We start from the raw sequence: 22,130 nt of genomic DNA on the forward strand, positions 1-22,130 counted from the left end.
GAAGTTAGCCTAACCGTTTTTGATGGCGTTCGCGGGTTTCGAGTTTTTTCTCGGCACTTTTTCTCAGTAATACGTAAACCGCGCCATTGCCACCATGAAAGCGCTGGGCACTGTGGACACATTGCACTTCGCGGATCTGCTGCAGCCAACTGCTGACAAAACTCTTCATCAACGCGGGCGGATTGGAACGCTCCCCCCGGCCATGCACTATCATCACGGTACGGATATCCATCGCCATGCACTGTTTGAGGAATTTGACCACTTCATCCCGCGCTTCTTTGAGGGTTTTGCGGTGTAAGTCAAGGCGGGCCTGGATCGGGTATTTGCCCAAACGCAGTTTACGGTAAACACCGTCCTGTACACCGTCGCGCTTAAACTCAACAAAATCGTCTGGTTTGAGCATTTCAGCATGGTCGAGGGACAAGTACTCGGGATCGTGTTCACTGAGCCAGATCGCCGCTTCGCGCTTGGCGAGCTGTGCATCAGTAACCTGGTGTACTTTTTTGTGTTCAGCGGTATCGTGTTGGATTGGCTTTACGTCGCCCATCATCTGTTGGAACAGATCAAAATCGTCGTCGTGAGACATAACGGCATCTCATAAAGAACAGGGTTAGACTACCTATATTAGTGGGGTGCGAGGAAAACACAATAAAAAACCGGAGCAGGCAGGCAACCCACTCCGGTGCGAAGCTTTTCTAGAGCTAAGCGAGATCTAGTGAGGAGATTTGTCGTTCATGATCTTGTAAATGAAGAAACCGCCGTAAAACAACATCAGACCGATGGCTGCAAAAATAACTATCATCGACGATAGCCCCACCGCATTACCAAACAGGAGATCAAGCCAAAAGTCCATATGTTTCCTCCAAGATGTTCCCGACAAGCATAAGCTACGGTGTGGTGCTTTTTTGTACACTGATCTGGATCAATTGTGTTGCATAGGTTAATGGAATGTGTTTTATTGTGCGTTGTTAGTCACATTTTACGTACTGGTGATGGGTTTTTCATCAGTCGAACCTATCGGATGTGGTTTTTGTAAAAAAGCACTTGCGTCTCGGAAGAGAATCCGTAATATACGCATCCGTTGACGGGGATAAGTCCTCGGTTAAATATCTCGAAGAATCGCATTGTTAGTAACGCATCTCGGGGTTTTGGAATAGCGGACCAGAGGGTGACCTTCTCGGTACAGCAATATACCAAGTCAACATCTCGGTGAATAGCGCAGTTTGGTAGCGCATCTGGTTTGGGACCAGAGGGTCGGGGGTTCGAATCCCTCTTCACCGACCACATTAAAAAGAGCCGCAACAGTAATGTTGCGGCTTTTTGCATTTTTGAGCCGGAAAACTCCAACTTAAACTGAACTCGCCACAAATTAGAATACGGCTCTTTAACTGCCTGGCTTAAAGTTCGCAGTCCGCTTTGCGGCTATTACCCAGAAGCTCTACATCGAAGCCTCGTTTTTCAAGTAGTTCGATCAGGTTGTCTTTGCCGACCAGGTGTAAGCTGCCAACGACAACTGTATAGCGGCCTTTTGTCTTTGGCAGTAGGTTGCCAGAATCCAGCTTTTCCGCCCAGTCACGGTTGCGGGAATAGAGGAAAGTTTGATTGAACGCTTCACTGGATTGGTCACTGAGCGAGGCCTGCTCAAGTTTATGACTATCCCCGCTTTTCCAGCTGCTGATCAGGCATCGCACGAGAGTTTCACCGCCCTCATACTCCTTAATTGAAGAAAGCAGCAGCTCTTTTCCCCCTTCTGGCTGACCTGCAATTAAGTCAATTTGAAACTGTACTGATTCCAGGGCAATTACCGGAATGCCTTGTTTGTCTGCTAAACCGATCAAATGCATGTCGACACCATAACCGGCCACATAACCCAGCTTGTTGACCAGCTCGAGCTGAACAGTCAATGCCGCCGCCCATGGCGGTGCATTGAGCAGTTGGGCTTCCGGCAGGCCAAGGTCCTTTGCAATGTGCTGCAAATGCCGGCGCTCCTTGCGGCCCAATACGTCCTTTGTTTGCAGTGTGGTTGAAGGATAGGTGACGTTTTGTTGGTTTCTCACATCCGCTTCGATGATTAAGCCTTTGCTTTGGCTGAGGTACTGGGTTACCGCTTTGGGGAGGGGGTACATACTGTTATCCCCGACATGGACCGAACCAATGATCATGTATTCTTTATTGTCCTTTTTTGCCAGCCAGTGTTGTGGCTCGGCATGAGAGGAGTGCGAGATAAACAGAGTAACCAGGGACAGGATGACAGACAGCCGTTGAAACATATTTCATTCCTCGAAATCAGTACCCGGTTAGCCTACCGCATTTCACTGAAAAATCGTCAGTTTGGAAAATATTGACGAGCTTTAACGGTGAGTAAATGGGAGTTTTATCACGAAATTCGGCCATTATACGTTGCTGATGAGCATTTCGTTTATTCGCTATTGTGATCAGAATCAGGCTAATTGCCCTTTGTCTGTCAATTAAGGGTGACCGGGATCGCAACAAACTCGTTAAAAATAGTTCGCCGATTTTGACGTTTTTTTTAAATGTATGAAATTGCTAGGTTTATATTTTTTATTCAGGCGGTGAATTTGAACTGGATCACTTCTTACTTTGATTAATTTTACGCTTGGAAATAACTGCTTGTATGTTGAATAACGTTGTTAAGCGCCGTGCATTTGGGCGCTGCCATTTTTAATCATTGTCGTTTTGAACCACTGACTTTTTGGGGAAAGTAAGATGTTGAAACCTAGTCTGATCGCGGCTTCTGTTATTGCAACATTAGCAGGTTGCTCTGCACTACAGAGCCCGGGGCAACAAGTTGTAAACTCACTGGCGGATAACCTTGATATCCAATATCAGGTGCTCACTAACCATGGCGCGAATGATGGCCTTGCCTGTCAGGAGATGGGCGCTGAGTGGGCGTCGTGTAACCAAGTAAACATGACGTTAGTTAACCAAGGTGAAGCGGTTAACGCAAAAGATTGGGCTATCTACTTCCACAGCATTCGTTTGATCCTGGATGTTGACAACGAGCAATTCAAAATCTCACGTGTCACGGGGGACCTACACAAGCTGGAACCTACGGAGAAGTTTGATGGTTTTGCCGCAGGCGAAGAAGTGGTGCTTCCTCTGATTGGTGAATACTGGCAACTGTTCGAGACCGACTTTATGCCCGGTGCATTTGTAGCAGCGCCAAACGCAGAGCCTAAGATGATTGCGTCGCTAAATACAGAGGACGTGGCCTCGTTTGTTACGGGCCTTGAAGGTCGCAACTTAAAACGTACGCCTGGTGATAACAACGTCTTCGCAAGCGCGGTGTCGCGTTTTGAGAAGAACCAAGATCTCGCTCTACAAGACATATCAACCACGTTACTGCCAACCCCAATCTACGTAGAAGCGGGCCAAGGTAGCGTCAGTATCACCGATGGTATTGCGCTACCTGAAGACGCATTCGATGCAGCGCAGTTTGCGGCCGTTCAAGCACGTGGCCAAGTGGTCGGTGTGAATGTCAGCGGCTCATTGCCTGTCAGCATCTCGGTTGTTGCGGCTGATTTCAGCGGTGAACTGGCAAAACCGGGTGCTTACGAGATGAGCATCAAAGGCGACAGTATTGCGATTAAAGCGTTTGACCAGGCGGGGGCTTTCTACGCAGTACAATCGCTGTTTGGCCTGGTAGATAGCCAAAATGCTGACTCGCTACCACTACTGTCGATTCAAGATGCGCCTCGTTTTGACTACCGTGGTGTGATGGTGGATGTGGCGCGTAACTTCCACTCTAAAGAGGCAATCCTGGCAACGCTGGATCAGATGGCGGCGTACAAAATGAACAAACTGCACCTTCACTTAACGGATGATGAAGGCTGGCGTATAGAAATCCCGGGTCTGCCTGAGCTGACCGAAGTGGGGGCGAAGCGTTGTTTCGATGTGCAGGAGAAAAGCTGTCTACTGCCTCAGCTTGGCTCCGGTTCAACATCAGATAACTTTGGCTCCGGCTACTTCAGCAAAGCCGACTACGTGGACATCCTCAAGTACGCCAAAGCGCGTCATATCGAAGTGATTCCGGAAATCGACATGCCAGCCCACGCTCGTGCTGCCGTAGTATCTATGGAAGCGCGTTTTGAGCGTCTGATGGCGGAAGGAAAAGAAGCCCAGGCGAACGAATACCGCCTGATGGATCCCCAAGATACGTCGAATGTCACCACGGTTCAGTTCTACGATAAGCAAAGCTTTATCAACCCATGTATGGCATCTTCAGCCCGCTTTGTTGATAAAGTGATTTCAGAAGTAGCAGCCATGCACACCGAGGCAGGCGCACCGCTCACCACATGGCACTTCGGTGGCGATGAAGCGAAGAACATCAAGCTGGGCGCCGGATTCCAGGACGTTAACGCAGAGGACAAAGTCAGCTGGAAAGGCACGATTGACCTATCTAAGCAAGACAAGCCATTTGCCCGGTCTCCACAATGTCAGACGTTGATCGCAGACGGCACAGTCAGTGATTTCGGTCACCTGCCTAGCCACTTTGCCGAGCAAGTGTCGAAGATTGTGGCAGCGAAGGGCATTCCTGGCTTCCAGGCATGGCAGGACGGCTTGAAATACAGTGAAGGTCCACAGGCATTCGCGACAGAAAACAAACGAGTGAACTTTTGGGATGTACTGTACTGGGGCGGCACAACCTCGGTGTACGAGTGGGCTGCGAAAGGTTACGACGTGATTGTCTCTAACCCTGATTACGTGTATATGGACATGCCATACGAAGCAGACCCGAAAGAGCGTGGCTATTACTGGGCAACACGTGCCACCGATACGCGTAAGATGTTTGGTTTTGCGCCAGAAAACATGCCGCAAAACGCAGAGACATCTGTAGACCGCGATGGTAACGGCTTTACGGGTAAAGGTGAAATCGAAGCAAAACCTTTCTACGGTCTGTCCGCACAGCTTTGGTCAGAAACCGTACGTAACGATGAACAATACGAGTACATGGTATTCCCTCGTGTACTCGCCGCGGCAGAGCGTGCATGGCACCGCGCAGATTGGGAAAATGACTACCAAGTAGGTGTTGAGTACTCGCAGAACTCGAATCTGGTCGATACTGCAGCATTAAACCAAGACTACAACCGTTTCGCCAACCTAGTTGGCCAACGTGAACTGGCGAAACTGGAAAAGTCTGGCATTGACTACCGTCTGCCAGTACCGGGTGCGAGAATTGAAAACGGAATGCTGGCGATGAACGTTCAGTTTCCGGGGGTTGAGCTACAATACTCGCTCGACGGTGAAAACTGGCTGACTTACGCAGATAACGCTCGCCCAACGGTAAAAGGTGAAGTATATATCCGCTCGGTATCGGCAACAGGCGAGAAAGCCAGCCGCGTGACGAGTGTGAACTAACCGAGCAGATCACTTATTAATGTCAGTGTTCCTTACTCAAAGCCCTCAACTTCTGTTGAGGGCTTTATTTTTTATGAAAAATAAGTGTGATCCAGTTCTGATTGTTTTTTATTGATAGAAAAGATATTAGCCGCAAGAAATAAGCTCAGTGTGATACAGGTCAGTTTTGGCTGGTATTTTACTTCATATAACATGCGTTTGATCACATTTTGTTTTTTTGAGGAGTTTTGAGATAAAGAAGTATGTCTTTGTATTTTAAGTGTATTTTCTTAGTGTTGGTGTGGTGATTTGAACAAGATCACTATTTAAATCGATTTATTTTTCATTGCGAATTAAATCGAGCAGTATTGCCAACGCCACCAAGGCACACCAAATGATGCGTTGGCGGGGAGGTGATTATCCAACATCCCGGCGCATAACATGAATGAACAAAAGCAGTATTAAGGCAGTAATTATGAAAAACACTTTCGTCCTAAGTGCACTATCTCTTGTTTTCGCTTCGAGCGCGTTTGCTGGCTCTTCGTACGTGACCGGTAACCTGCAGTTTCACTCTGATGATCTGCATGGATCTGAAGTCACTTCTACGTTAGAGGCAGGTCATACTTTTGAAAACAGCCTAGGCGGTCTGACGGTCTACACAGAGTTTGACGGTATCCAGATTGGTGAGTTGACCACGGAACGTCAAACCTTGCCTGGTGGCGAGATCACCAACGGTTCTTCGTCTAATCCATATATTACCGTGGGTGGTGAGCAGTCATTTTCTATCAATGATAATTTGTGGGTTGCAGCCGGTTACCAGCATCTGTTGCATGAAGGGGAGTCAATCCAGTACCGTCCACTGGTTAAAATCGGTTACAACTTCGATAACGGCCTGTCTATCAGCAACCGCACCCGTGCCCACATCGACGCGACCGATGCGGATGCAAAAACCGACTACCGGATGGACAACCGTATTGCTTATACCGTGAATGATGAACTGAGCCTGAGCTACAACAACGTATACATGCTGGAGGCCGAAGTGATGGATCATGAGCTGCGTGCCACCTGGACGCGCAACGGTGTTCAGCCTTACTTCGAGATCCGTAACCAGGCTGACAATGAGAACACGGCATTGGTGTTTGGCGCGGCTTACGGCTTCTGATTCGTCAGTTAACCGTCCATGTACTGCAAAAGCCCAGTAATGCTGGGCTTTTTGATTTATTTATCGTTACCTTTATGATGGCGATACTCGTATACCTGGCCTTCCTCGTTGAAGGCATAGACGGTGTAGCTGTCTCTTTTTTCTCCATACTCCATACCGGGGGAGCCCATCGGCATTCCAGGCACGGCTAAGCCTTTGGCATTACGTGGTGGGTTGGCTAAAAACGCCTTGATATCTTGTGCCGGGATGTGGCCTTCAAACAGGTAACCGTCTATTTCGGCGGTGTGGCATGAGTAGAGCTGGGTATTGGTTAAACCCAGTTGGCGTTTTATCGCGTTCATGTCCTCATGGTGCTTTTCTTTGACGGTAAAACCGTTCTCTTCCATATGCTTGGTCCATTCGCCACAACAGCCACAATAGGGGGATTTGTGGTTAATCACATCGGCGGCCAGTACGTTGGCCGATGTGGTGGCCAGCATCGTCAGGATCACACACTTCAATTTCATAATATCCTCAATCATCAGGTTATTTTACTGAAAACAATCGCAGTCTATTTGCGTTACTCACCACCGTAATGGAAGACAGGGCCATGGCCGCGCCTGCGACAACCGGACTGAGCAGGAATCCAAAGGCCGGGTAGAGTACGCCGGCAGCAATCGGAATTCCCAGTGAGTTATAGACAAATGCGCCGAACAGGTTTTGCTTCATGTTCTTAAGTGTGGCACGAGATAGCTCAATTGCATGCATCACGGCCATAGGTGACGTGTTGAGAATCGTCATTTGTGCGCTTTCAATCGCCACATCGCTGCCACTGCCCATCGCAATCCCGAGATCTGCGAGGGCAAGGGCGGGGGCATCGTTAATGCCGTCACCCACCATAGCGACGGTGCGGCCTTGTGACTGAAAGTGTTGTATATGCTGGGCTTTTTCATCCGGCATTACCTGGGCTATCACCTGATGGATGCCGGTTGCTCGACCGATAGCATCCGCTACATGTTGGTTATCACCCGTTAGCATCACGGTGTGAATGCCTTGTGCGCTTAATGCTGAGATCGCTTGTCTGGCATCGGCTTTGATCGGATCGGCAATGGCAATCACGCCAATCAACTGCTGATCCAATGCCACCGCTACCGGTGTCCACGCGTTACTGACGCATTCGCCAAGCGCAACGTCTAACCCGCTGGTGTCGATTTGCTCTGCCTGCATCAACTGCAGCGATCCAATCAGCAGTGGCTGCTGCTGGTAACGGGCTGAAATGCCACGCCCGCGAATGTTCTCAAATTTTTCCAGAGTGACTTCTTCAGCGTTGTGCTGAAGGGCAAAATCGCATATCGCTTTAGCCAACGGGTGTTCGGACTGGCGCTCGGCTGCATAAGCCAACGCTACCAGTTCTGACTGGCTGGTGGCATGGGTGAAGATTTGCTGTACTACCGGTTTGCCCTGGGTCAGGGTGCCGGTTTTGTCAAACACCACGGTATCGATTTTGCTCGCCAATTGCAGTGCATCTGCATCTTTAATTAGTATCCCCAGCTCGGCAGCCTTGCCAATACCAACGGTAACCGATAACGGGGTAGCCAAACCCAGTGCACACGGGCAGGCAATGATAAGTACGGTGGTCGTGACCACCAGCATATAGCTGGCTTTGGGTTCCGGGCCTACCGCAAACCACACCAGGGCTGCGAGGATAGCAATGCCGACAACGACAGGTACAAATACCGCTGAAATCTGATCGGCCAGTTTGGCTATCGCGGGTTTACTACTTTGGGCTGAGCGGACCATACGGATGATGCGCGCCAGCATGGTATTTGCGCCGATGCCGGTTGCTTCGACGACCAAAGCGCCATCGGTGTTGAGAGTGCCGGCAGCGACCTGAGCGCCCTCAGATTTTAAGACCGGAACCGGTTCACCGGTTAGCATCGATTCATCGATATAAGATTCACCTTGTACTACCACGGCGTCAACCGGCACTTTTTCTCCCGGTTTTATCCGCAGCTGCATGCCCAGCGTGATCTGTTCTACCGCAATGTTGCTATCCCCTTGCGCGGTGATCACGGTTGCCTGTTGTGGCTGCAGGTTGATCAATGCTTGTAACGAGCGGGTGGTGTTCGTTTTGGCTTTCGCTTCGATATAGTGGCCAAGTGAAATCAAGCCAATGATCATGGCACTGGCTTCAAAATAGACATGGCGTGAAGCGGGAGGAAACCATTCGGGGAACACCACCACCAGCATTGAGTAGAGCCAGGCTGCACCGGTGCCCAACGCGACCAGGGTATCCATGGTCGCACGCTTATGCCGCGCAGCCTGCCAGGCATTGGTATAAAAAAGCCTGCCGGCCGTCGCCAGCAGTAACAGACAGATCATGCCAACCACGCCCCATACCAGTTGGTCATTGGCATGGCGGATCATCATGTTGCCACCCGCGATGCCCCAGAGCATCAGAGGTGCGCCGACGACCAAACCGGCAATCGCATCCAGCCGGAAGCGCTTTTGCTGCGCTTGTTGCTGCCGGGCCTGTTTTTCTTGCTGGGTTGATGCATCTTGCAGAACCTCTGCCTGGTATCCTGCTTGCTGTACAGCGTCAGCCAGAGCCTGGCGTACGGCGTCAGAATCTTTAACGGCAAACACCAACGCACTTTGCTCCGCCAGGTTTACCTGAGCTTTTTCAACGCCTTGTACTTGATTCAGTGCTTTTTCAACTGAGGCAACACAGCTAGCACAGGTCATTCCCTGGATCAGCAACTGTAATTGCACTGCCGCTGGCGGTACGGGTTGAACGGGTTCTGAGTCAGCACTAGTCCCCTGGGTTTGGCTGGCCGTTTGCTCGGGGGTATCTGTCTCCGTTTGAGGCGTGGCTGTTGCGCTAAAGCCCAGAGAGGCGACAAGCTTGGTAACCTGTTGTTCAGTAAGCAGGGTTTTCACCGTAAGCTGAGTCGTCGATGCCTCAAAAGTAATCACTTGATTGTTACTGGCCAGTAAAGCGGTCAGTTTTTTCACGCAGCCAGCGCAGTTAAGCCCGCTCAGCTGCAAATCATAGTGATAGCCAGCGGTATAACCCAACGACTCGATGGTTTGGATAACCGAAGGGAGTGAGGAGTCAGTGAGCAGCTCAACGCTAGTTGGTGACAGCGCCTGAATGTCCATTTTGTGGTTGGCGTGTAACGCGCGCGCTACTTTTTTTGCGCATCCCATGCAGTTGAGCCCTGACATGGGAACCAAGAATCGGTGCATAGTCTCTATCTCTCCTGATCATTCGTCATGTAGTGAGGATAAACCTTCCCGCAAGGGGAAGGTCAAGTTTAAGTGTGTGCGCTACAAATTCGTTAAAATGCTTACAGCAAAGGGAGGATTTGACGATTTTTCATGCGAGTCACTTCATGGTTTTTTTGTTAGTTTTATAAAGTTCCGTAAAAGCCTCTAAAGTGGCTGTGATTTAGTTCTAAATCTTAAGCCTGTTTGAATGTTTTTTTCCTATTACGAGCTGAAATTGACGTTTTTTTTGTTTTTTATTTAATTTATGTTGTTGATTTTAATTGCTTTATTTAAATTTTGATTTGTTTATTTTGAAGCGGCTCAATTTGCCTGCCGAGAAGTTTTTTTAATCGAAAAAAGTTTGGGATATTGGCCCTGTCCACACATTGTTTCAAGTTCCTGTAATGTCCTAGTTAGCGAATTTGAAAATGGAAAAAACAAAAAAATATAGGGGTTTAAAATGTCTTACCTAAAGAAAAGCCTACTTGCTACTGCAATCACAAGCATGATGTTCAGTGGTGCAGCTTTTGCTGATGGCTCAAATAGTGATGCAGCGAAAGAGTACCTAACTAAAGACTCTTTCTCTTATGAAGTTTACGGCATTATCGCGATGCAGGCCGCGTACCGCGATTACGATTCTGGTAGCAAAGCAACTGACGACGATTTGGGCGGCATGCAGCTAAACAACGAATCACGTATCGGCTTCCGTGGTAAAAAACAATTCGCTAACTTTGAACCAACGTTCATTTGGCAAATCGAAGGTGGCTACGTAGACCCAAGCTTCGGTGGTGAAGGGGCAGGTCTTGGTGAGCGTGACACATTCGTAGGTTTTGAAAGTGCTTCTTGGGGTCAAGTTCGTCTAGGTCGCGTACTAACTCCAATGTACGAGTTGGTTGACTGGCCGGCATCTAACCCAGGTCTAGGCGACGTTTACGACTGGGGTGGTGCTATCGGTGGTGCGAAATACCAAGACCGTCAATCAAACACTATCCGTTGGGACTCTCCAATGTACGCTGACAAGTTCTCTATCGACGCTGCAGTTGGCGCAGGTGATAAAGCTGGTCTAGGTGAAGGCGATGATTACTGGGGCGGTATCGCGGCTCACTACAAGTTAGGTCCACTACAACTGGATGCAGCTTACGAAGGTAACCGCAACATTGAAGCTGAAGGTCAAATTTGGGATAACAACACGTACCTAGTTGGTGTTCAAGGTTGGTTTGAGAACGGTATTTCTTTCTTCGCTCAATACAAATACATGGAAGCTGATGCAAGCAACGGTGTAAACGAGAAGCAAGATGCAATGTCTGCAGGTCTGATGTACACAACCGGTGATTGGCAGTACAAACTTGGTTACGCAGCTAACTTTGACCTAGAACGTGACGGTAAGACAATCGACAACACTGCTGATGATGTACTATCTGCACAGATCATGTACTTCGTAGACCCATCTGCAGTAATTTACGCTCGTGCACGTACACTAGACTTCGGTGACGGTGCGTCTCAATTAGACAAACCTGCTAATGCACGTTGGAAGTCAGCTGACTACAACGAGTTCTCTATAGGTGTTGAATACTACTTCTAATATCGAAGCAGAAAAAAGGGCGGAAACGCCCTTTTTGTCTTGATACTTATTCACATAAGTCATTGGAGTAACGATCCTGTTAGTTTCAGTGGCTTATCTAAACTGGTATATAACGAGAAAACCATGATTAATAAAACAACCACCCTATTAGGACTTTATGCAATCCTCTCTGCGCCGGCATTTGCTGCTCAACTGACTCTGCAAACTGAATTGGTTCCTCGCGTTCTCAACGGTGAGTTCGTCTATCCTGAGTGGGTCTCTGACAACAACGGCATCAAAGTAGAAGATGGTGCAAACCAACTGGCCGTGACAGTAGGTCAAATTGTGTTTGAAGACGGCAAACGCCGTAAGTTTGATTCACAGCCGCTTTTGCTAGAGTTCGACGCCCCGAAAGACGCGGAGCTAACGCTGACATACAATAAGTTCCGCACTATTGAAGAAGCCAAGGCTTTTGAAATGGCCCCTAAGTTGACGTTAAAAGATGCTAGCGGCAAAGACGTTAAGTTCTCGATGGTTCAACTTCGCAAAGGTGGTTTACAAGGTTTCCGCGACTACGAGCGTGAAGTGGCTGACTATAATCAAGCGATGAATAAGCAAACGACAAAAGCGAGCATTGCTGCCTCTCCTGCGGTTACGAAAACGCTGAAAGAGTCGTTCAATGATCTAAGCCGCGAAGAGCAGCAAGAGTTCATGCAATGGGCAATGCGTAACCTGAAGTAATCCGGTTTTCTTTTTTTATATAAGCTCTCTATAGCGATAACGGTTCTCTGGCAATCATCGTACTTAAGAGATAAATCAAAGGGCAGTATCGTGTTCGGTGGCTGCCTGTTTTTATTTCTGGAGTTAAACCACAAGGAAGGATTGTAGTATTGACTTACGGTGGTAAAATGTCGCCACTTTTATCCTTGACATTACAACGAGAGCCTTCTCGTTGCTCATTATCCCTAAGGAACTCAAATGACGGTTAAAACTCGTTTTGCTCCTAGCCCGACAGGCTACCTTCACGTTGGTGGTGCACGTACTGCACTTTACTCTTGGTTATATGCGAAAAATCAGGGCGGTGAATTCGTTCTGCGTATTGAAGATACTGACCTTGAGCGTAACTCTCAGGAAGCGGTTGATGCGATCCTAGAAGGTATGGAATGGCTGGGTCTTGAGTGGAACGAAGGGCCTTACTTCCAAACTCAACGTTTTGATCGTTACAACGAGATGGTTGATAAGCTACTGGCTGAAGACAAAGCATACAAGTGTTATGCATCTAGAGAGCTGCTGGACGAAGTGCGTGCAGAGCAAGAAGCAAACAAAGAAATGCCTCGTTACGACGCAAACCATCCAAAAATTAAAGCGGCCAATGAAGCGGCAAAAGATGGCGATCCATGCGTTATCCGTTTCCGTAACCCGAAAGAAGGCAGCGTAGTATTTGATGACCAAATCCGTGGTCGCATCGAAATCCGTAACGACCAAATGGATGATCTGATCATTCGTCGTACTGACGGTTCTCCAACCTACAACTTCTGCGTAGTGGTTGACGACTGGGACATGGGCATCACTCACGTTGTACGTGGTGAAGACCATATCAACAATACACCTCGTCAGATCAATATCTACGAAGCACTAGGTGCACCAGTACCAACATTCGCACACTGTGCAATGATCCTGGGTGATGACGGTGCGAAACTGTCTAAGCGCCACGGCGCAGTATCGGTAATGCAGTACCGCGATATGGGTTACCTACCAGCAGCACTAAACAACTACCTGGTACGTCTTGGTTGGTCTCACGGTGACCAAGAGATCTTCACTCAAGAAGAGATGATCAACCTATTTAGCCTAAACGCAGTATCTAAGTCAGCGTCTGCATTCAACACTGACAAACTGCAATGGTTGAACAACCACTACATCAAAAACTCAGATCCAGCGTACGTTGCCGAGCACCTACAATGGCACCTGGAACAGCAAAAACTGGACGTAACTAACGGTCCTGCTATCACTGAAGTGATCAAGCTGGTTGGTGAGCGTTGCAACACACTTGTTGAGCTAGCTGAGCAAATCCGTTACTTCTACGAAGATTTCGCTGAGTTTGAAGCGGGTGCGGCGAAGAAACACCTGCGTGGCGTGGCAAAAGGCCCTCTGGAGCTTGCTCTGGCGAAAGCAGAAGTGCTGACTGAGTGGACGACAGCGAACATTAAAGATGGCGTTATCGCCGCTGTGTGTGAAGAGCTGGAAATCGGCATGGGCAAAATCGGTATGCCTCTGCGCGTAGCTGTAACCGGCGGCGGTCAGTCTCCTTCTGTTGACGCAGTGATGGAACTGATTGGTAAAGAGCGCTGTGTTGCGCGCATCAAGATGGCACTTGAGTTCATTGCTGAGCGTGAAGCCAACGCTTAAACCGTGTTAATTTGTTATTAATTATGTGCCAAAGCCGCAGTGTCTACTGCGGCTTTTTTTGTGCTTACTGGTCGCTATTTGCGGCTCATTTCGCAGAATTTAGCCAGATTAATAAAAGTTAATCTAAGCCTAAGCCGATGTTAATCCTTCACTTTGTACTCTTGATGCCAGTCGTCAGTTGATGGCGTGTGTATTAACCGCCAACGATTGACCAATAAAACATCATCAATAAGGGGTGAAAAGTGAATATTCTTGGATATCTTCAAAAAGTCGGCAAGGCCTTGATGGTCCCGATCGCTGTCCTGCCGACCGGTGGCTTAATGTTGGGGCTGGGTTATGCTCTCGATCCAAGTGGCTGGGGGGCTAACAGTGCTCTTGCGACAATTTTGGTGTATGGCGGTAAAGGTATTATGGATAACCAGGCGTGGCTGTTTGCTGTGGGCGTCGCGTATGGTTTGGCCAAAGACAACAATGGTGCGGCGGCGCTGGCCGGGTTACTGGGGTTACTGATAGTTCAGATGGTGGTCGGCAATATTGCGGTTATATCGCAAATTACCGGCGTTCCCGTTGAGCAGATGAGCCAGTCTCAGGTGGTGGCCTCCGGTGCGGCGGTGAGCGCGTTTACCGGGATTTTAATGGGGATGGTTGCCGCCACTTTGTATAATCGTTTTCATAATATCCAGTTGCCGGCTGAAATGGCTTGCTGCTGATCATTAGTGAGTTGGCTATTTGTTAGTGTGTCTTCCAGGCGCAGCTTTAACCTTGCCATGGGAGTGCGCATATCATGTGCCAGGCCGGTGGTTAAAGATTTAAGCGCAGCTTCCTTTTTGGCCATCTGCTCAATCATAAAATTGAGGTGTATCGCCAGAATATCAAATTCATCATGTTGCTGAGAGACCGGCAATTTAACCTGTCGTTCGCCACACAACACGCGGTTCATCGCCTGATTGACTCGCTCCAGACGGCGTAGCACCAGTAAGGTGAGAAAAAACGCCGCGCCCAGCATTGCGGCAGTAGGCAGTAAGATGCCAGAAAAGATGCTCGGCACCAGTGCGCTGCGATAAGCATCCATGGCGGTTTGATCGACGGCAACTTCCAACAGGTAATCGGGGCCAAGATAAACGTGCGTGTTATTGGCAGGGAACTGCTGCAAGGGGTAGACACTCGCAGTAAACTGGTTGGCTTCGCTCAATCGATAGCTGAAATGCGGTAACGTCGACTGTTTGGTTGACAGGATCTGCTGGAAACTCTCGTGGCTGAGGCTGGCGGCAAACTTCAGCTCAGAGATGTCGTCGTTGATCCGTTGGACCAGTTGCTGGCGGTGAAATGCCTGAGTGTCAGAGTACACCAAGTGAAACACCAGCAGATTGATAATGGTGACGATGATAAACAGCGCAAGCAATGTGCGAAAGACCGAGGAGCGGGTGAGGGTATAGTCATCGACGAAGGACATAACCAGCTCCGCGTACGGTATGCAACAGGCCACAACAACCCACTTCTTCCAGTTTGCGTCTTAAGTTCGCGATGTGAACGTCAATCACATTGGTTTTCGGGTCAAAATGGTAACTCCAAATCGCTTTAAACAGCCGCATGCGAGAGACCACCTGTTCACTGTGCTCGATAAAAAACTGGATAAGCTGAAACTCTTTGGGTTGCAGGATGAGTTCATTCTCAGCACAAAACACTTTGTGGGCCTTCAGGTCGACCGTTAAGCAGTCGTAGCTCAGGGTGTTGGATTGGCTGACTTGGCGATAGGTCCGGTTGATGATGATATCGACCCGGGCGATTAACTCATCAAGGGCAAAAGGTTTGATCAGGTAGTCGTCACTGCCCGCTTTCAGTCCGTCAACTCTGTCGGCCACGCTATCCATGGCACTGAGGATCAAAATCGGCACGTCCGGCTCGGTGGCTTTGATCGCCGAGAGTACTTTCATGCCGTCAGATAGGGCAGCATGCGATCCAATACGATCAATTGATACTCACAGCTTAGTGCCATCATCAGGCCTTTTTTCCCGTCTTCGGCCTGATCAACGGCGTAGCCGTGCTGCTGTAAGCCTTTAGCGACAAACTCACGCGTAGTATGATCGTCTTCAATAATCAATAGCTTCATTATTACTCCTTGTTATTATTAGGATTTTACCTAAGGAGAAAAATTGGGAGTAACAAAAAAAACTGGCTCGCGTGACTAATGCGAGCCAACTATCGGTTTAAGGGGGAGGAACCGGATTTACACTTCAACGGGCAGTGGGCCCCGACGGCGTTCAACTGCTCAATCACAGCGGTAACCGGCAGCGAGCTACCGGGCGCTTTCAGTTTTTGCTAAGCATAGCGTACTTCAGGTTTAGGCTGGGTTGAGGAAAGATTAACGATAGTTAATCGGCCTTTGTGCTTTGAGCATTAATCCTGCCTTTATGTGTTGGCGTGCAGGGGCGGCTTTACTTCAGGTTAATACTGTTCAGCCGTCCCATAAAAGTCAGCAGTTCCAGGTTGTCTTTGTGAGCTTCCAACAGCGCTTTTTTGGTTTGTGCGTAGGCAGCGAGCTTGCCGTACTTACTGATTGAACGGACGATGGTTTTATACTTGTACTCGCCTTTGTCATTAAATACCCGCCACTTGGCGATGTAACAGGTATCACGGTGTTGTGGGTCGGATTGGGTGGGGTTGGGTTTGTGAACAATTTTGGGTTCAACGCTGTGTGGCAGGCGGGTCATCAGGTAAGGGTCTTTCAGCAGCCGGCGCCAGAACTTGCCCCACATTTCACGCCCGAGTTCATTGCGTAGTTTGATGGCTTTCTTCAGCCCTTTCTCTTCCCCGATACGAACAAACCCCACGGAGCGATGCAGCACCGTATCATCAGGTGTGTGAATATGGATCTTAAAGGCCGTTTTCCCTTTTGAGATAAAACGGTGTCCAGTGTTAGTGATCAGATTACTTTTAGGCATAGTACTAAATAATACATTTATTAATAGCTAGAGGGTAAGCAAGTCTTATCAATAATTAAAGTCACAAAATATAAAACTGTAAATAGCTGGGGGCGATGTGGATGCAGGTGAAGCAGGGAAAGGGGTTAATAACAAAAAAAAGCCCTAGCTAATAACCGAGCTAAGGCTTTGTTGTGTATGGCGCCCTCAGTAGGATTCGAACCTACGACCTGCCCCTTAGGAGGGGGCTGCGCTATCCAGCTGTGCCATGAGGGCGGAATGATTTATGGTGCGCGCTGCATATAATATCTCAGTACACGCTGAACTCAAGCTGTTCTCTGCCAGTTCAGAGCATTTTGTTCATTACATCGCCAATCTGGATGCTTGCGGCAAGATTGGGCTGGTCGATAGTCAGTTCGGCTTCATTCTCATACACACGGGATACTGTCAGGGTTATCTCACTTTGCGAGACTTTGTTGCGGGGCAGGCCGTGTTGGTCAATAAACGATGCGGTGTGCCACAGGCGCAGTTTGTCGCCTTGTTTAACCCCATGCAAGCGGCCCAGATCCATGGTGACCGTGTTGCCAAACACCGCCACTACTTCAGGTAGGGTTATTTTACAAGACAGCTCAGATTCCAGATTCAGCATAATATTGCGGCTGACGCGCAACATCATTTCACCATAGGTGGATGACCAAAAACGTGCGCTGCGGGTGTCAACCTGGCTGGTTTTTGCAAACGGCCAGCGGGCAACTTCACGATAGTTTTTGTGGTACACCTCATGTCCGGTTTTACCGTCAAACAGGGTCATCTCCAGGGCAAACTGGCGATTGATCACGTCACTGCCGAGCAGTTTACTTTCAATGGTGGCGGTCAGATCGGTAATTACACCGCCGATGATGTACTGAGCACCAGTATCCTGTGCGATCATCTTGATCCGCTCCGGATATTGCTTGCTGATCGTATAGTCTGTGGTGCCCACTGAGACAAAGCTGCGTGATGTCTGATCCAGCTGGCGGTTGACCACGTTACTGAAGTCGTCACCAACCTGATAAATTTGTCCCATTACCGCTTGCTGTGGCGAAGCAATGTCGACATTACCGACCAGTATGGTTTTTTTATATTGATCCACGTGGCAACCCGTTGCCGATGGATAGATGTCAACGCGGATCTTTACTTCCATTTTGCCGCCGCGTTTGCGCTGTGACTCAACCAGAACGTAACGCACTTCATGATTGGTAAACTGGTATTCATCCCGTTTTTCTTCCAGTAATGGCATCAGGTTGCTGATGCTGCCAATATCTGCACCTGAAAAGTTTACGGCCTTATAGAGTGCGTCTTCAAGAGCGTGGAGGCGGGCTGCTTCGTCGGACGACACGATGGTGGCAACACCGGTCACTTCATACCAAGAGGCAAATGCTCTAAAAGGCAGAGCCATTACTAACGTGGTTGTAATTAGACTTAAAATAAGTTTTTTCATTGATTATGACCATTCAGGTATAAATATTGCTTCATTGATGCCAGTAGAGTTTGGCGGCTTTCACTGGTTTGACAAACATGAGAAAGCAAAGACTGTTCCAATAATAGGATTCCTTATCAGGAAACGGTGGTGGAGCAGTGATACCCAAGAATAGCTGGAGAATAACACCATGAAAAGATGGCTCGTGGCCGTATCGATGATGACACTGCTGACATCGTGCGCGTACTCACCAATTTATAATGGTAAAGAACCGTATGCCGGGAGCCAGTTCATGCTAATGGACAGCCCGAGGCATACCATGGACTTTTTTGTGGAAAGCCTGACAGAAGATCTGATGGTATCGAATACCGGCGTCTCGGCCCGTACACCGATCGCCGTCACCTCGTTTGTCGACCTGCAGAACATGGATGCCACCAACTGGCTGGGTAATGCGGTATCAGAAGGGTTTATCCACCAGTTCCAACGGCGTGGTTTTAAAGTGGTGGACTTTAAAACTACCGGGTCGATTCAGGTTACGCACCAGGGGGATTTTGCTCTCAGCCGTGACTGGCAAGATCTGGCACAGGAGCAGCAGATCCAATACGTCCTGACCGGAACAATGTTACGCCAGGACGGAGGGGTGTTGGTGAACGCTCGTGTGGTGGGAATGCAAAGTCGTGTTGTGGTAGCAACCGCACAAGGCTTCCTGCCGGCTGACCGAATTGGCCGTGACCTGGATACGTTAAATAGTATGCGTACTCAAGATGGGGTACTGATCCGCTCTGACCCAACCATTCGCCAACCTTATACTGTTATTCTTCGCCCATAGGATTTTGTCATGAAAAAGTTGTTATTTATTGTTGCTGCGCTGGTCTTGGTGGGGTGTCAGCCATTACAGCCGCTGCGACAGGATGAAGTCCTGGTCGCTGTAGGCTATGCCAGTGTGAGTGAGCAAACCGGCCGAACCGTGGAAGAAAAACGGGTACGAGCAATGCGGGCATCCAAAATTGATGCGTATCGCGAACTGGCCGAGCAAGTTTATGGCCTGCGCGTAAGTGGCCGGGCTGAGCTTGAAGATCAGCGTTTGGGAGTAGAAACGACATCCGGTGCTGTAGATGGTGTGATCCGCGGTGCTGAAGTGGTTCGCAGCTATTTGGTTGAAGACAGCTACGTTACTGAGTTGCGTCTGGATATTCGTAAAATGGATAAACTGCGTGATTATGGTGAAGTGCAACAAGTGCCGGAGAAACGTCAGCAAACTCTGTTCTAACTGGCGTGAATTTGCGATCCAAATAGTGATGTTAAGCGGCTGGGGGGAAACTTCTGGTCGCTTTTTTTGTCCAGGTTAGCCATGATCAATAACTAGTTAAGCTTTGATATTGGTGCCTAAGGTCGAAATGGTGTGGGTTTTACCCCCGGCATTGTACGTCATGCCGACTTTTCCATGCGTTCGCTGCAGCATGTTATTGAGCTTATTAAAGCTCAGTTGGGCCCGGTTAAGGGATTCACCATTGACTTGGTTTACCTGCTGGCAGTCAAGAATGATCGACTGGATTTGATCCACGATCTGATGCAGCTGTGCATCTTCGGTCAGTTGAGCAACATGAGGATGAGAGGCAATACGCTGATCAGTGCTTCTTAGCTGAGCAATGAGCGTCATTTTCTCTTTGGCTATCTTTTCGATCTCGGTTGCTACACGCGAGGTGATAGCTTGGGTTTCTTTGTTCAGCAATTGAGAAAGTGCTTTTGCATTTTCCAATTGAAAATTAACCAGATCGACGAGTGCTGCCATAATTACTATTTACCTAAGCTTACAGCTCTGTTCGCTTTAGCCTTGTAATTCTTGTTCAAACTTAATCATGTTGTCAGCCAGTTTTTCTGGATCCACTTTGTAAGAACCATTACTAATGGCTTCTTTGATCGCTGCAACTTTTGCGCTGTCATACGCAGGAGAAGCGGCCATGTCCTGATGCATCTGGCTAACGGCTTTACCTTGTCGGCTCAACGACACAGCATCCTGTTTTGCTGTGGTTTTTTTTGATTCTGTACTGGTAGTGGTACTCGAATCATTACGAGCAGGAGCGCGACTGGTCGTCGTCATCATCTGTCCTGAACGTATGTTATCTATACCTGCCATATTTAACCTTTAAACTCGTATTGTAGGAATGGTATCCAAGCTATCGGCCAAATATCAGAGAACTTTAGCCATTTTTTGCATTTATATGCTTTGCTTTGTCATCAGGGCTAAACCGCTGAGCGAGAGCTAAAATGTGATAGTGATTTCAGCAATATCGGTGACAATTCCCTCTATTATACGCTGAGTCTTATCATTTTTCACCCTGACTTGCTCTCCGGCACTGCCATCTTGCAGCGCAGTACCCTGAGTGATGATCGTCATGCCGGCTTTAACGGCTTTAATTGTAACTTTCTCGTTCCGGCAAACCACGCATACATCGTTACGCTCGACGACATCACCCAGTCTGACGTTGCGTTTCAGCTTTGCTCCGACCACATGGCGGAAATCAGTAAAGCCCTGTTTGCGATAGCGCTGCAACTCGATCATTGAAGTGGTGACATCGTTTGCGCTGATGATCTCGCCACGGGTCAGCGGCCGGGTAGAAACAATCATGGGCACCGAAATCGACAGGCGGACAGGCACATAGACTCTCCAGTCATCGGCGGGGCACTCGACCAGCACGTTGATATTGCTGCGCGTATTATTGGTCGAGGATGCTGAGGTAACCAGGGGCTCCGGGCAGTCAGTGGCTTTGATACGTGGATCAATATTTGCCGCATTGACCGTTAAATTACTTCCCTCAGGCTGGGTGACCGTGGTTAGAATGTGTTGTTCTGCGGCGGATTGTATTTGCTCGATCTGAGATTCTGTTGCCGAATAGGTAAAAAAACTAAACATACTGAGCAAAATGCCGATAGAATTAGCGTACTTTGTAATTAACGCTCTACGTATAATCATGGTTGATGGTGTGGATACAAATTTTAAAAACGCCATACTGTTTCTCTGATATTTAGTTGCCATGGGTAGAGTAGCATTTATAACCAAAAAGTTTGAGATGGAGATGAGCATATGACGGGGATTCTTGACTCAGTGAATCAGCGTACGCAACTCGTCGGACAGAATCGACTGGAGCTTTTAACGTTCCGGTTGATGGGACGACAGCGTTACGGGATTAACGTATTCAAAGTCAAAGAAGTATTGCAGTGTCCTAAGCTGACTTCGATGCCAAACCTACACCCGCTGGTCAAAGGTGTCGCTCATATCCGTGGCCATACCGTGTCAGTGATTGATTTGAGCTTGGCAATTGGTGGTCGTCCTACGACGGATCTGGAAAAGTGTTTTGTGGTGATTGCGGAATTTAACCGTACCATCCAGGCATTTTTGGTCAGCTCGGTTGAACGTATCATCAATATGAACTGGGAAGCGATCCTGCCGCCACCAGATGGGGCGGGCAAGGCGCACTACCTGACCGCAGTGACCAATATTGATAATGAGTTGGTCGAGCTTATTGACGTAGAGAAAATTCTGGCTGAAATTGCGCCAGTTGATGAAAGTATCGATGCATCGATTGGTGAATCGATCTCTGAAGTTGAGCAGGCGAAACCGATTGTACGCCGCATCCTGATTGCGGATGATTCGACCGTTGCACGCCGCCAGGTGGAACGAGCCATCACTTCTATCGGCTTTGATGTGATTTCAGTCAAAGACGGCAAAGAGGCGTATAACACCCTGGTCGAGATGGCCAAAGAGGGCAGTATCCACGATCAAATCTCTTTGGTGATTTCTGACATTGAAATGCCGGAGATGGATGGCTATACACTGACCGCTGAAATTCGCAGAAATGCAGATCTTAAGGATCTTTATGTTATCCTTCACTCTTCCCTGAGTGGGGTCTTTAACCAGGCAATGGTTGAGCGCGTCGGCGCCAATAGCTTCATTGCCAAATTTAACCCAGATGAGTTGGGGAACGCGGTTAAATCTGCATTAACTGAATAAAA

Annotated in this window: 19 protein-coding genes, 2 tRNA genes and 2 pseudogenes; 10 read left to right on the plus strand and 13 right to left on the minus strand. The window is 48.6% G+C overall.

Features of this window, described 5'->3' with window-relative positions:
- Positions 1–4: 4 nt before the first annotated feature.
- Together smrA and P2G85_RS14750 are read right to left on the minus strand one after the other, a co-directional pair.
- Positions 5–586, minus strand: coding sequence for a DNA endonuclease SmrA (gene smrA / locus P2G85_RS14745; protein ID WP_275864826.1), 582 nt, complete (start codon positions 584–586; stop codon positions 5–7).
- Between the two features lie 126 nt (positions 587–712).
- Complete coding sequence (locus tag P2G85_RS14750; RefSeq protein WP_275864827.1) at positions 713–853, minus strand: DUF3149 domain-containing protein; 141 nt, start codon at positions 851–853, stop codon at positions 713–715.
- Between the two features lie 354 nt (positions 854–1,207).
- Between P2G85_RS14750 and P2G85_RS14755 the strand changes: the two genes are divergently transcribed.
- Positions 1,208–1,284 (plus strand) — tRNA-Pro (locus P2G85_RS14755).
- Positions 1,285–1,397: 113 nt separating this feature from the next.
- Here the strand turns inward: P2G85_RS14755 and P2G85_RS14760 are convergent.
- Complete coding sequence (locus P2G85_RS14760; protein WP_275864828.1) at positions 1,398–2,270, minus strand: TraB/GumN family protein; 873 nt, start codon at positions 2,268–2,270, stop codon at positions 1,398–1,400.
- Between the two features lie 457 nt (positions 2,271–2,727).
- Between P2G85_RS14760 and P2G85_RS14765 the strand changes: the two genes are divergently transcribed.
- A complete protein-coding gene (locus P2G85_RS14765) occupies positions 2,728–5,379 on the plus strand; it encodes a beta-N-acetylhexosaminidase (protein WP_275864829.1) in 2,652 nt (883 codons plus the stop codon).
- 454 nt (positions 5,380–5,833) lie between these two features.
- Positions 5,834–6,520, plus strand: a complete 687-nt coding sequence (locus P2G85_RS14770; protein WP_275864830.1) for an oligogalacturonate-specific porin KdgM family protein — start codon at positions 5,834–5,836, stop codon at positions 6,518–6,520.
- 56 nt (positions 6,521–6,576) lie between these two features.
- Here P2G85_RS14770 and P2G85_RS14775 read toward each other — a convergent pair whose 3' ends face one another.
- Positions 6,577–7,026, minus strand: coding sequence for a DUF411 domain-containing protein (locus P2G85_RS14775; protein ID WP_275864831.1), 450 nt, complete (start codon positions 7,024–7,026; stop codon positions 6,577–6,579).
- 19 nt (positions 7,027–7,045) lie between these two features.
- Positions 7,046–9,748 carry a heavy metal translocating P-type ATPase gene (locus P2G85_RS14780; protein ID WP_275864832.1) on the minus strand — a complete coding sequence of 901 codons (2,703 nt, stop codon included), beginning with the start codon at positions 9,746–9,748 and terminating at the stop codon, positions 7,046–7,048.
- A gap of 481 nt (positions 9,749–10,229) precedes the next feature.
- Here P2G85_RS14780 and chiP point away from each other — a divergent pair, with 481 nt between their 5' ends.
- The 4 genes and pseudogenes from chiP to P2G85_RS14800 form a co-directional block, all read left to right on the plus strand.
- Positions 10,230–11,351 (plus strand): chitoporin, encoded by a 1,122-nt coding sequence (chiP, locus tag P2G85_RS14785; protein WP_275864833.1) that lies wholly within the window; start codon positions 10,230–10,232, stop codon positions 11,349–11,351.
- 123 nt (positions 11,352–11,474) lie between these two features.
- Positions 11,475–12,071 carry a DUF2057 domain-containing protein gene (locus tag P2G85_RS14790; RefSeq protein ID WP_275864834.1) on the plus strand — a complete coding sequence of 199 codons (597 nt, stop codon included), beginning with the start codon at positions 11,475–11,477 and terminating at the stop codon, positions 12,069–12,071.
- A gap of 237 nt (positions 12,072–12,308) precedes the next feature.
- Positions 12,309–13,736 (plus strand): glutamate--tRNA ligase, encoded by a 1,428-nt coding sequence (gltX, locus tag P2G85_RS14795; RefSeq protein WP_275864835.1) that lies wholly within the window; start codon positions 12,309–12,311, stop codon positions 13,734–13,736.
- Positions 13,737–13,978: 242 nt separating this feature from the next.
- A pseudogene (locus tag P2G85_RS14800) lies at positions 13,979–14,428 on the plus strand (PTS transporter subunit EIIC); the annotation flags it as partial.
- Here the strand turns inward: P2G85_RS14800 and P2G85_RS14805 are convergent.
- The 5 genes and pseudogenes from P2G85_RS14805 to P2G85_RS14825 form a co-directional block, all read right to left on the minus strand.
- Positions 14,407–15,189, minus strand: coding sequence for a hypothetical protein (locus P2G85_RS14805; RefSeq protein ID WP_275864837.1), 783 nt, complete (start codon positions 15,187–15,189; stop codon positions 14,407–14,409). The pseudogene P2G85_RS14800 and the gene P2G85_RS14805 overlap by 22 nt on opposite strands.
- Positions 15,173–15,846, minus strand: a pseudogene (locus P2G85_RS14810) (response regulator transcription factor). The gene P2G85_RS14805 and the pseudogene P2G85_RS14810 overlap by 17 nt, the downstream one beginning before the upstream one ends.
- 325 nt (positions 15,847–16,171) lie before the next feature.
- Entirely contained in the window at positions 16,172–16,678 is a 507-nt protein-coding gene (locus P2G85_RS14815; RefSeq protein ID WP_275864838.1) for a Fe3+-citrate ABC transporter substrate-binding protein, read from the minus strand.
- A gap of 178 nt (positions 16,679–16,856) precedes the next feature.
- Positions 16,857–16,933 (minus strand) — tRNA-Arg (locus tag P2G85_RS14820).
- A gap of 70 nt (positions 16,934–17,003) precedes the next feature.
- Positions 17,004–18,137, minus strand: coding sequence for a flagellar assembly protein FlgT (locus P2G85_RS14825; protein WP_275864839.1), 1,134 nt, complete (start codon positions 18,135–18,137; stop codon positions 17,004–17,006).
- Positions 18,138–18,306: 169 nt separating this feature from the next.
- Here P2G85_RS14825 and P2G85_RS14830 point away from each other — a divergent pair, with 169 nt between their 5' ends.
- Positions 18,307–18,945 (plus strand): FlgO family outer membrane protein, encoded by a 639-nt coding sequence (locus P2G85_RS14830; protein ID WP_275864840.1) that lies wholly within the window; start codon positions 18,307–18,309, stop codon positions 18,943–18,945.
- A 9-nt stretch (positions 18,946–18,954) separates the two neighbouring features.
- On the plus strand, positions 18,955–19,386 hold the full coding sequence (gene flgP / locus P2G85_RS14835; RefSeq protein ID WP_275864841.1) for a flagellar assembly lipoprotein FlgP: 432 nt from the start codon (positions 18,955–18,957) through the stop codon (positions 19,384–19,386).
- A 96-nt stretch (positions 19,387–19,482) separates the two neighbouring features.
- On the opposite strand, the gene flgN is transcribed toward flgP, so the two are convergent.
- From flgN to flgA, 3 genes are all read right to left on the minus strand, one after another.
- Complete coding sequence (gene flgN, locus P2G85_RS14840; protein WP_275864842.1) at positions 19,483–19,908, minus strand: flagellar export chaperone FlgN; 426 nt, start codon at positions 19,906–19,908, stop codon at positions 19,483–19,485.
- Between the two features lie 36 nt (positions 19,909–19,944).
- Positions 19,945–20,253: a flagellar biosynthesis anti-sigma factor FlgM gene (gene flgM, locus P2G85_RS14845; RefSeq protein ID WP_275864843.1), complete on the minus strand. Its 309-nt coding sequence runs from the start codon at positions 20,251–20,253 to the stop codon at positions 19,945–19,947.
- A gap of 126 nt (positions 20,254–20,379) precedes the next feature.
- Positions 20,380–21,126: a flagellar basal body P-ring formation chaperone FlgA gene (gene flgA, locus P2G85_RS14850; RefSeq protein WP_275864844.1), complete on the minus strand. Its 747-nt coding sequence runs from the start codon at positions 21,124–21,126 to the stop codon at positions 20,380–20,382.
- 75 nt (positions 21,127–21,201) lie between these two features.
- Here flgA and P2G85_RS14855 point away from each other — a divergent pair, with 75 nt between their 5' ends.
- Entirely contained in the window at positions 21,202–22,128 is a 927-nt protein-coding gene (locus P2G85_RS14855) for a chemotaxis protein CheV (RefSeq protein WP_275864845.1), read from the plus strand.
- The last annotated feature ends 2 nt before the right edge of the window (positions 22,129–22,130 follow it).

The organism is Vibrio sp. CAU 1672, from assembly GCF_029223195.1.
GTDB lineage: Bacteria > Pseudomonadota > Gammaproteobacteria > Enterobacterales > Vibrionaceae > Vibrio.

Excerpts from the sequence above, each read along its gene's own strand:
- smrA (WP_275864826.1), bottom strand. The coding sequence starts at position 586 with ATGTCTCACGACGACGATTTTGATCTGTTCCAACAGATGATGGGCGAC.
- P2G85_RS14750 (WP_275864827.1), bottom strand. The coding sequence starts at position 853 with ATGGACTTTTGGCTTGATCTCCTGTTTGGTAATGCGGTGGGGCTATCG.
- P2G85_RS14760 (WP_275864828.1), bottom strand. The coding sequence starts at position 2,270 with ATGTTTCAACGGCTGTCTGTCATCCTGTCCCTGGTTACTCTGTTTATC.
- P2G85_RS14765 (WP_275864829.1), top strand. The coding sequence starts at position 2,728 with ATGTTGAAACCTAGTCTGATCGCGGCTTCTGTTATTGCAACATTAGCA.
- P2G85_RS14770 (WP_275864830.1), top strand. The coding sequence starts at position 5,834 with ATGAAAAACACTTTCGTCCTAAGTGCACTATCTCTTGTTTTCGCTTCG.
- P2G85_RS14775 (WP_275864831.1), bottom strand. The coding sequence starts at position 7,026 with ATGAAATTGAAGTGTGTGATCCTGACGATGCTGGCCACCACATCGGCC.
- P2G85_RS14780 (WP_275864832.1), bottom strand. The coding sequence starts at position 9,748 with ATGCACCGATTCTTGGTTCCCATGTCAGGGCTCAACTGCATGGGATGC.
- chiP (WP_275864833.1), top strand. The coding sequence starts at position 10,230 with ATGTCTTACCTAAAGAAAAGCCTACTTGCTACTGCAATCACAAGCATG.
- P2G85_RS14790 (WP_275864834.1), top strand. The coding sequence starts at position 11,475 with ATGATTAATAAAACAACCACCCTATTAGGACTTTATGCAATCCTCTCT.
- gltX (WP_275864835.1), top strand. The coding sequence starts at position 12,309 with ATGACGGTTAAAACTCGTTTTGCTCCTAGCCCGACAGGCTACCTTCAC.
- P2G85_RS14805 (WP_275864837.1), bottom strand. The coding sequence starts at position 15,189 with ATGTCCTTCGTCGATGACTATACCCTCACCCGCTCCTCGGTCTTTCGC.
- P2G85_RS14815 (WP_275864838.1), bottom strand. The coding sequence starts at position 16,678 with ATGCCTAAAAGTAATCTGATCACTAACACTGGACACCGTTTTATCTCA.
- P2G85_RS14825 (WP_275864839.1), bottom strand. The coding sequence starts at position 18,137 with ATGAAAAAACTTATTTTAAGTCTAATTACAACCACGTTAGTAATGGCT.
- P2G85_RS14830 (WP_275864840.1), top strand. The coding sequence starts at position 18,307 with ATGAAAAGATGGCTCGTGGCCGTATCGATGATGACACTGCTGACATCG.
- flgP (WP_275864841.1), top strand. The coding sequence starts at position 18,955 with ATGAAAAAGTTGTTATTTATTGTTGCTGCGCTGGTCTTGGTGGGGTGT.
- flgN (WP_275864842.1), bottom strand. The coding sequence starts at position 19,908 with ATGGCAGCACTCGTCGATCTGGTTAATTTTCAATTGGAAAATGCAAAA.
- flgM (WP_275864843.1), bottom strand. The coding sequence starts at position 20,253 with ATGGCAGGTATAGATAACATACGTTCAGGACAGATGATGACGACGACC.
- flgA (WP_275864844.1), bottom strand. The coding sequence starts at position 21,126 with ATGGCGTTTTTAAAATTTGTATCCACACCATCAACCATGATTATACGT.
- P2G85_RS14855 (WP_275864845.1), top strand. The coding sequence starts at position 21,202 with ATGACGGGGATTCTTGACTCAGTGAATCAGCGTACGCAACTCGTCGGA.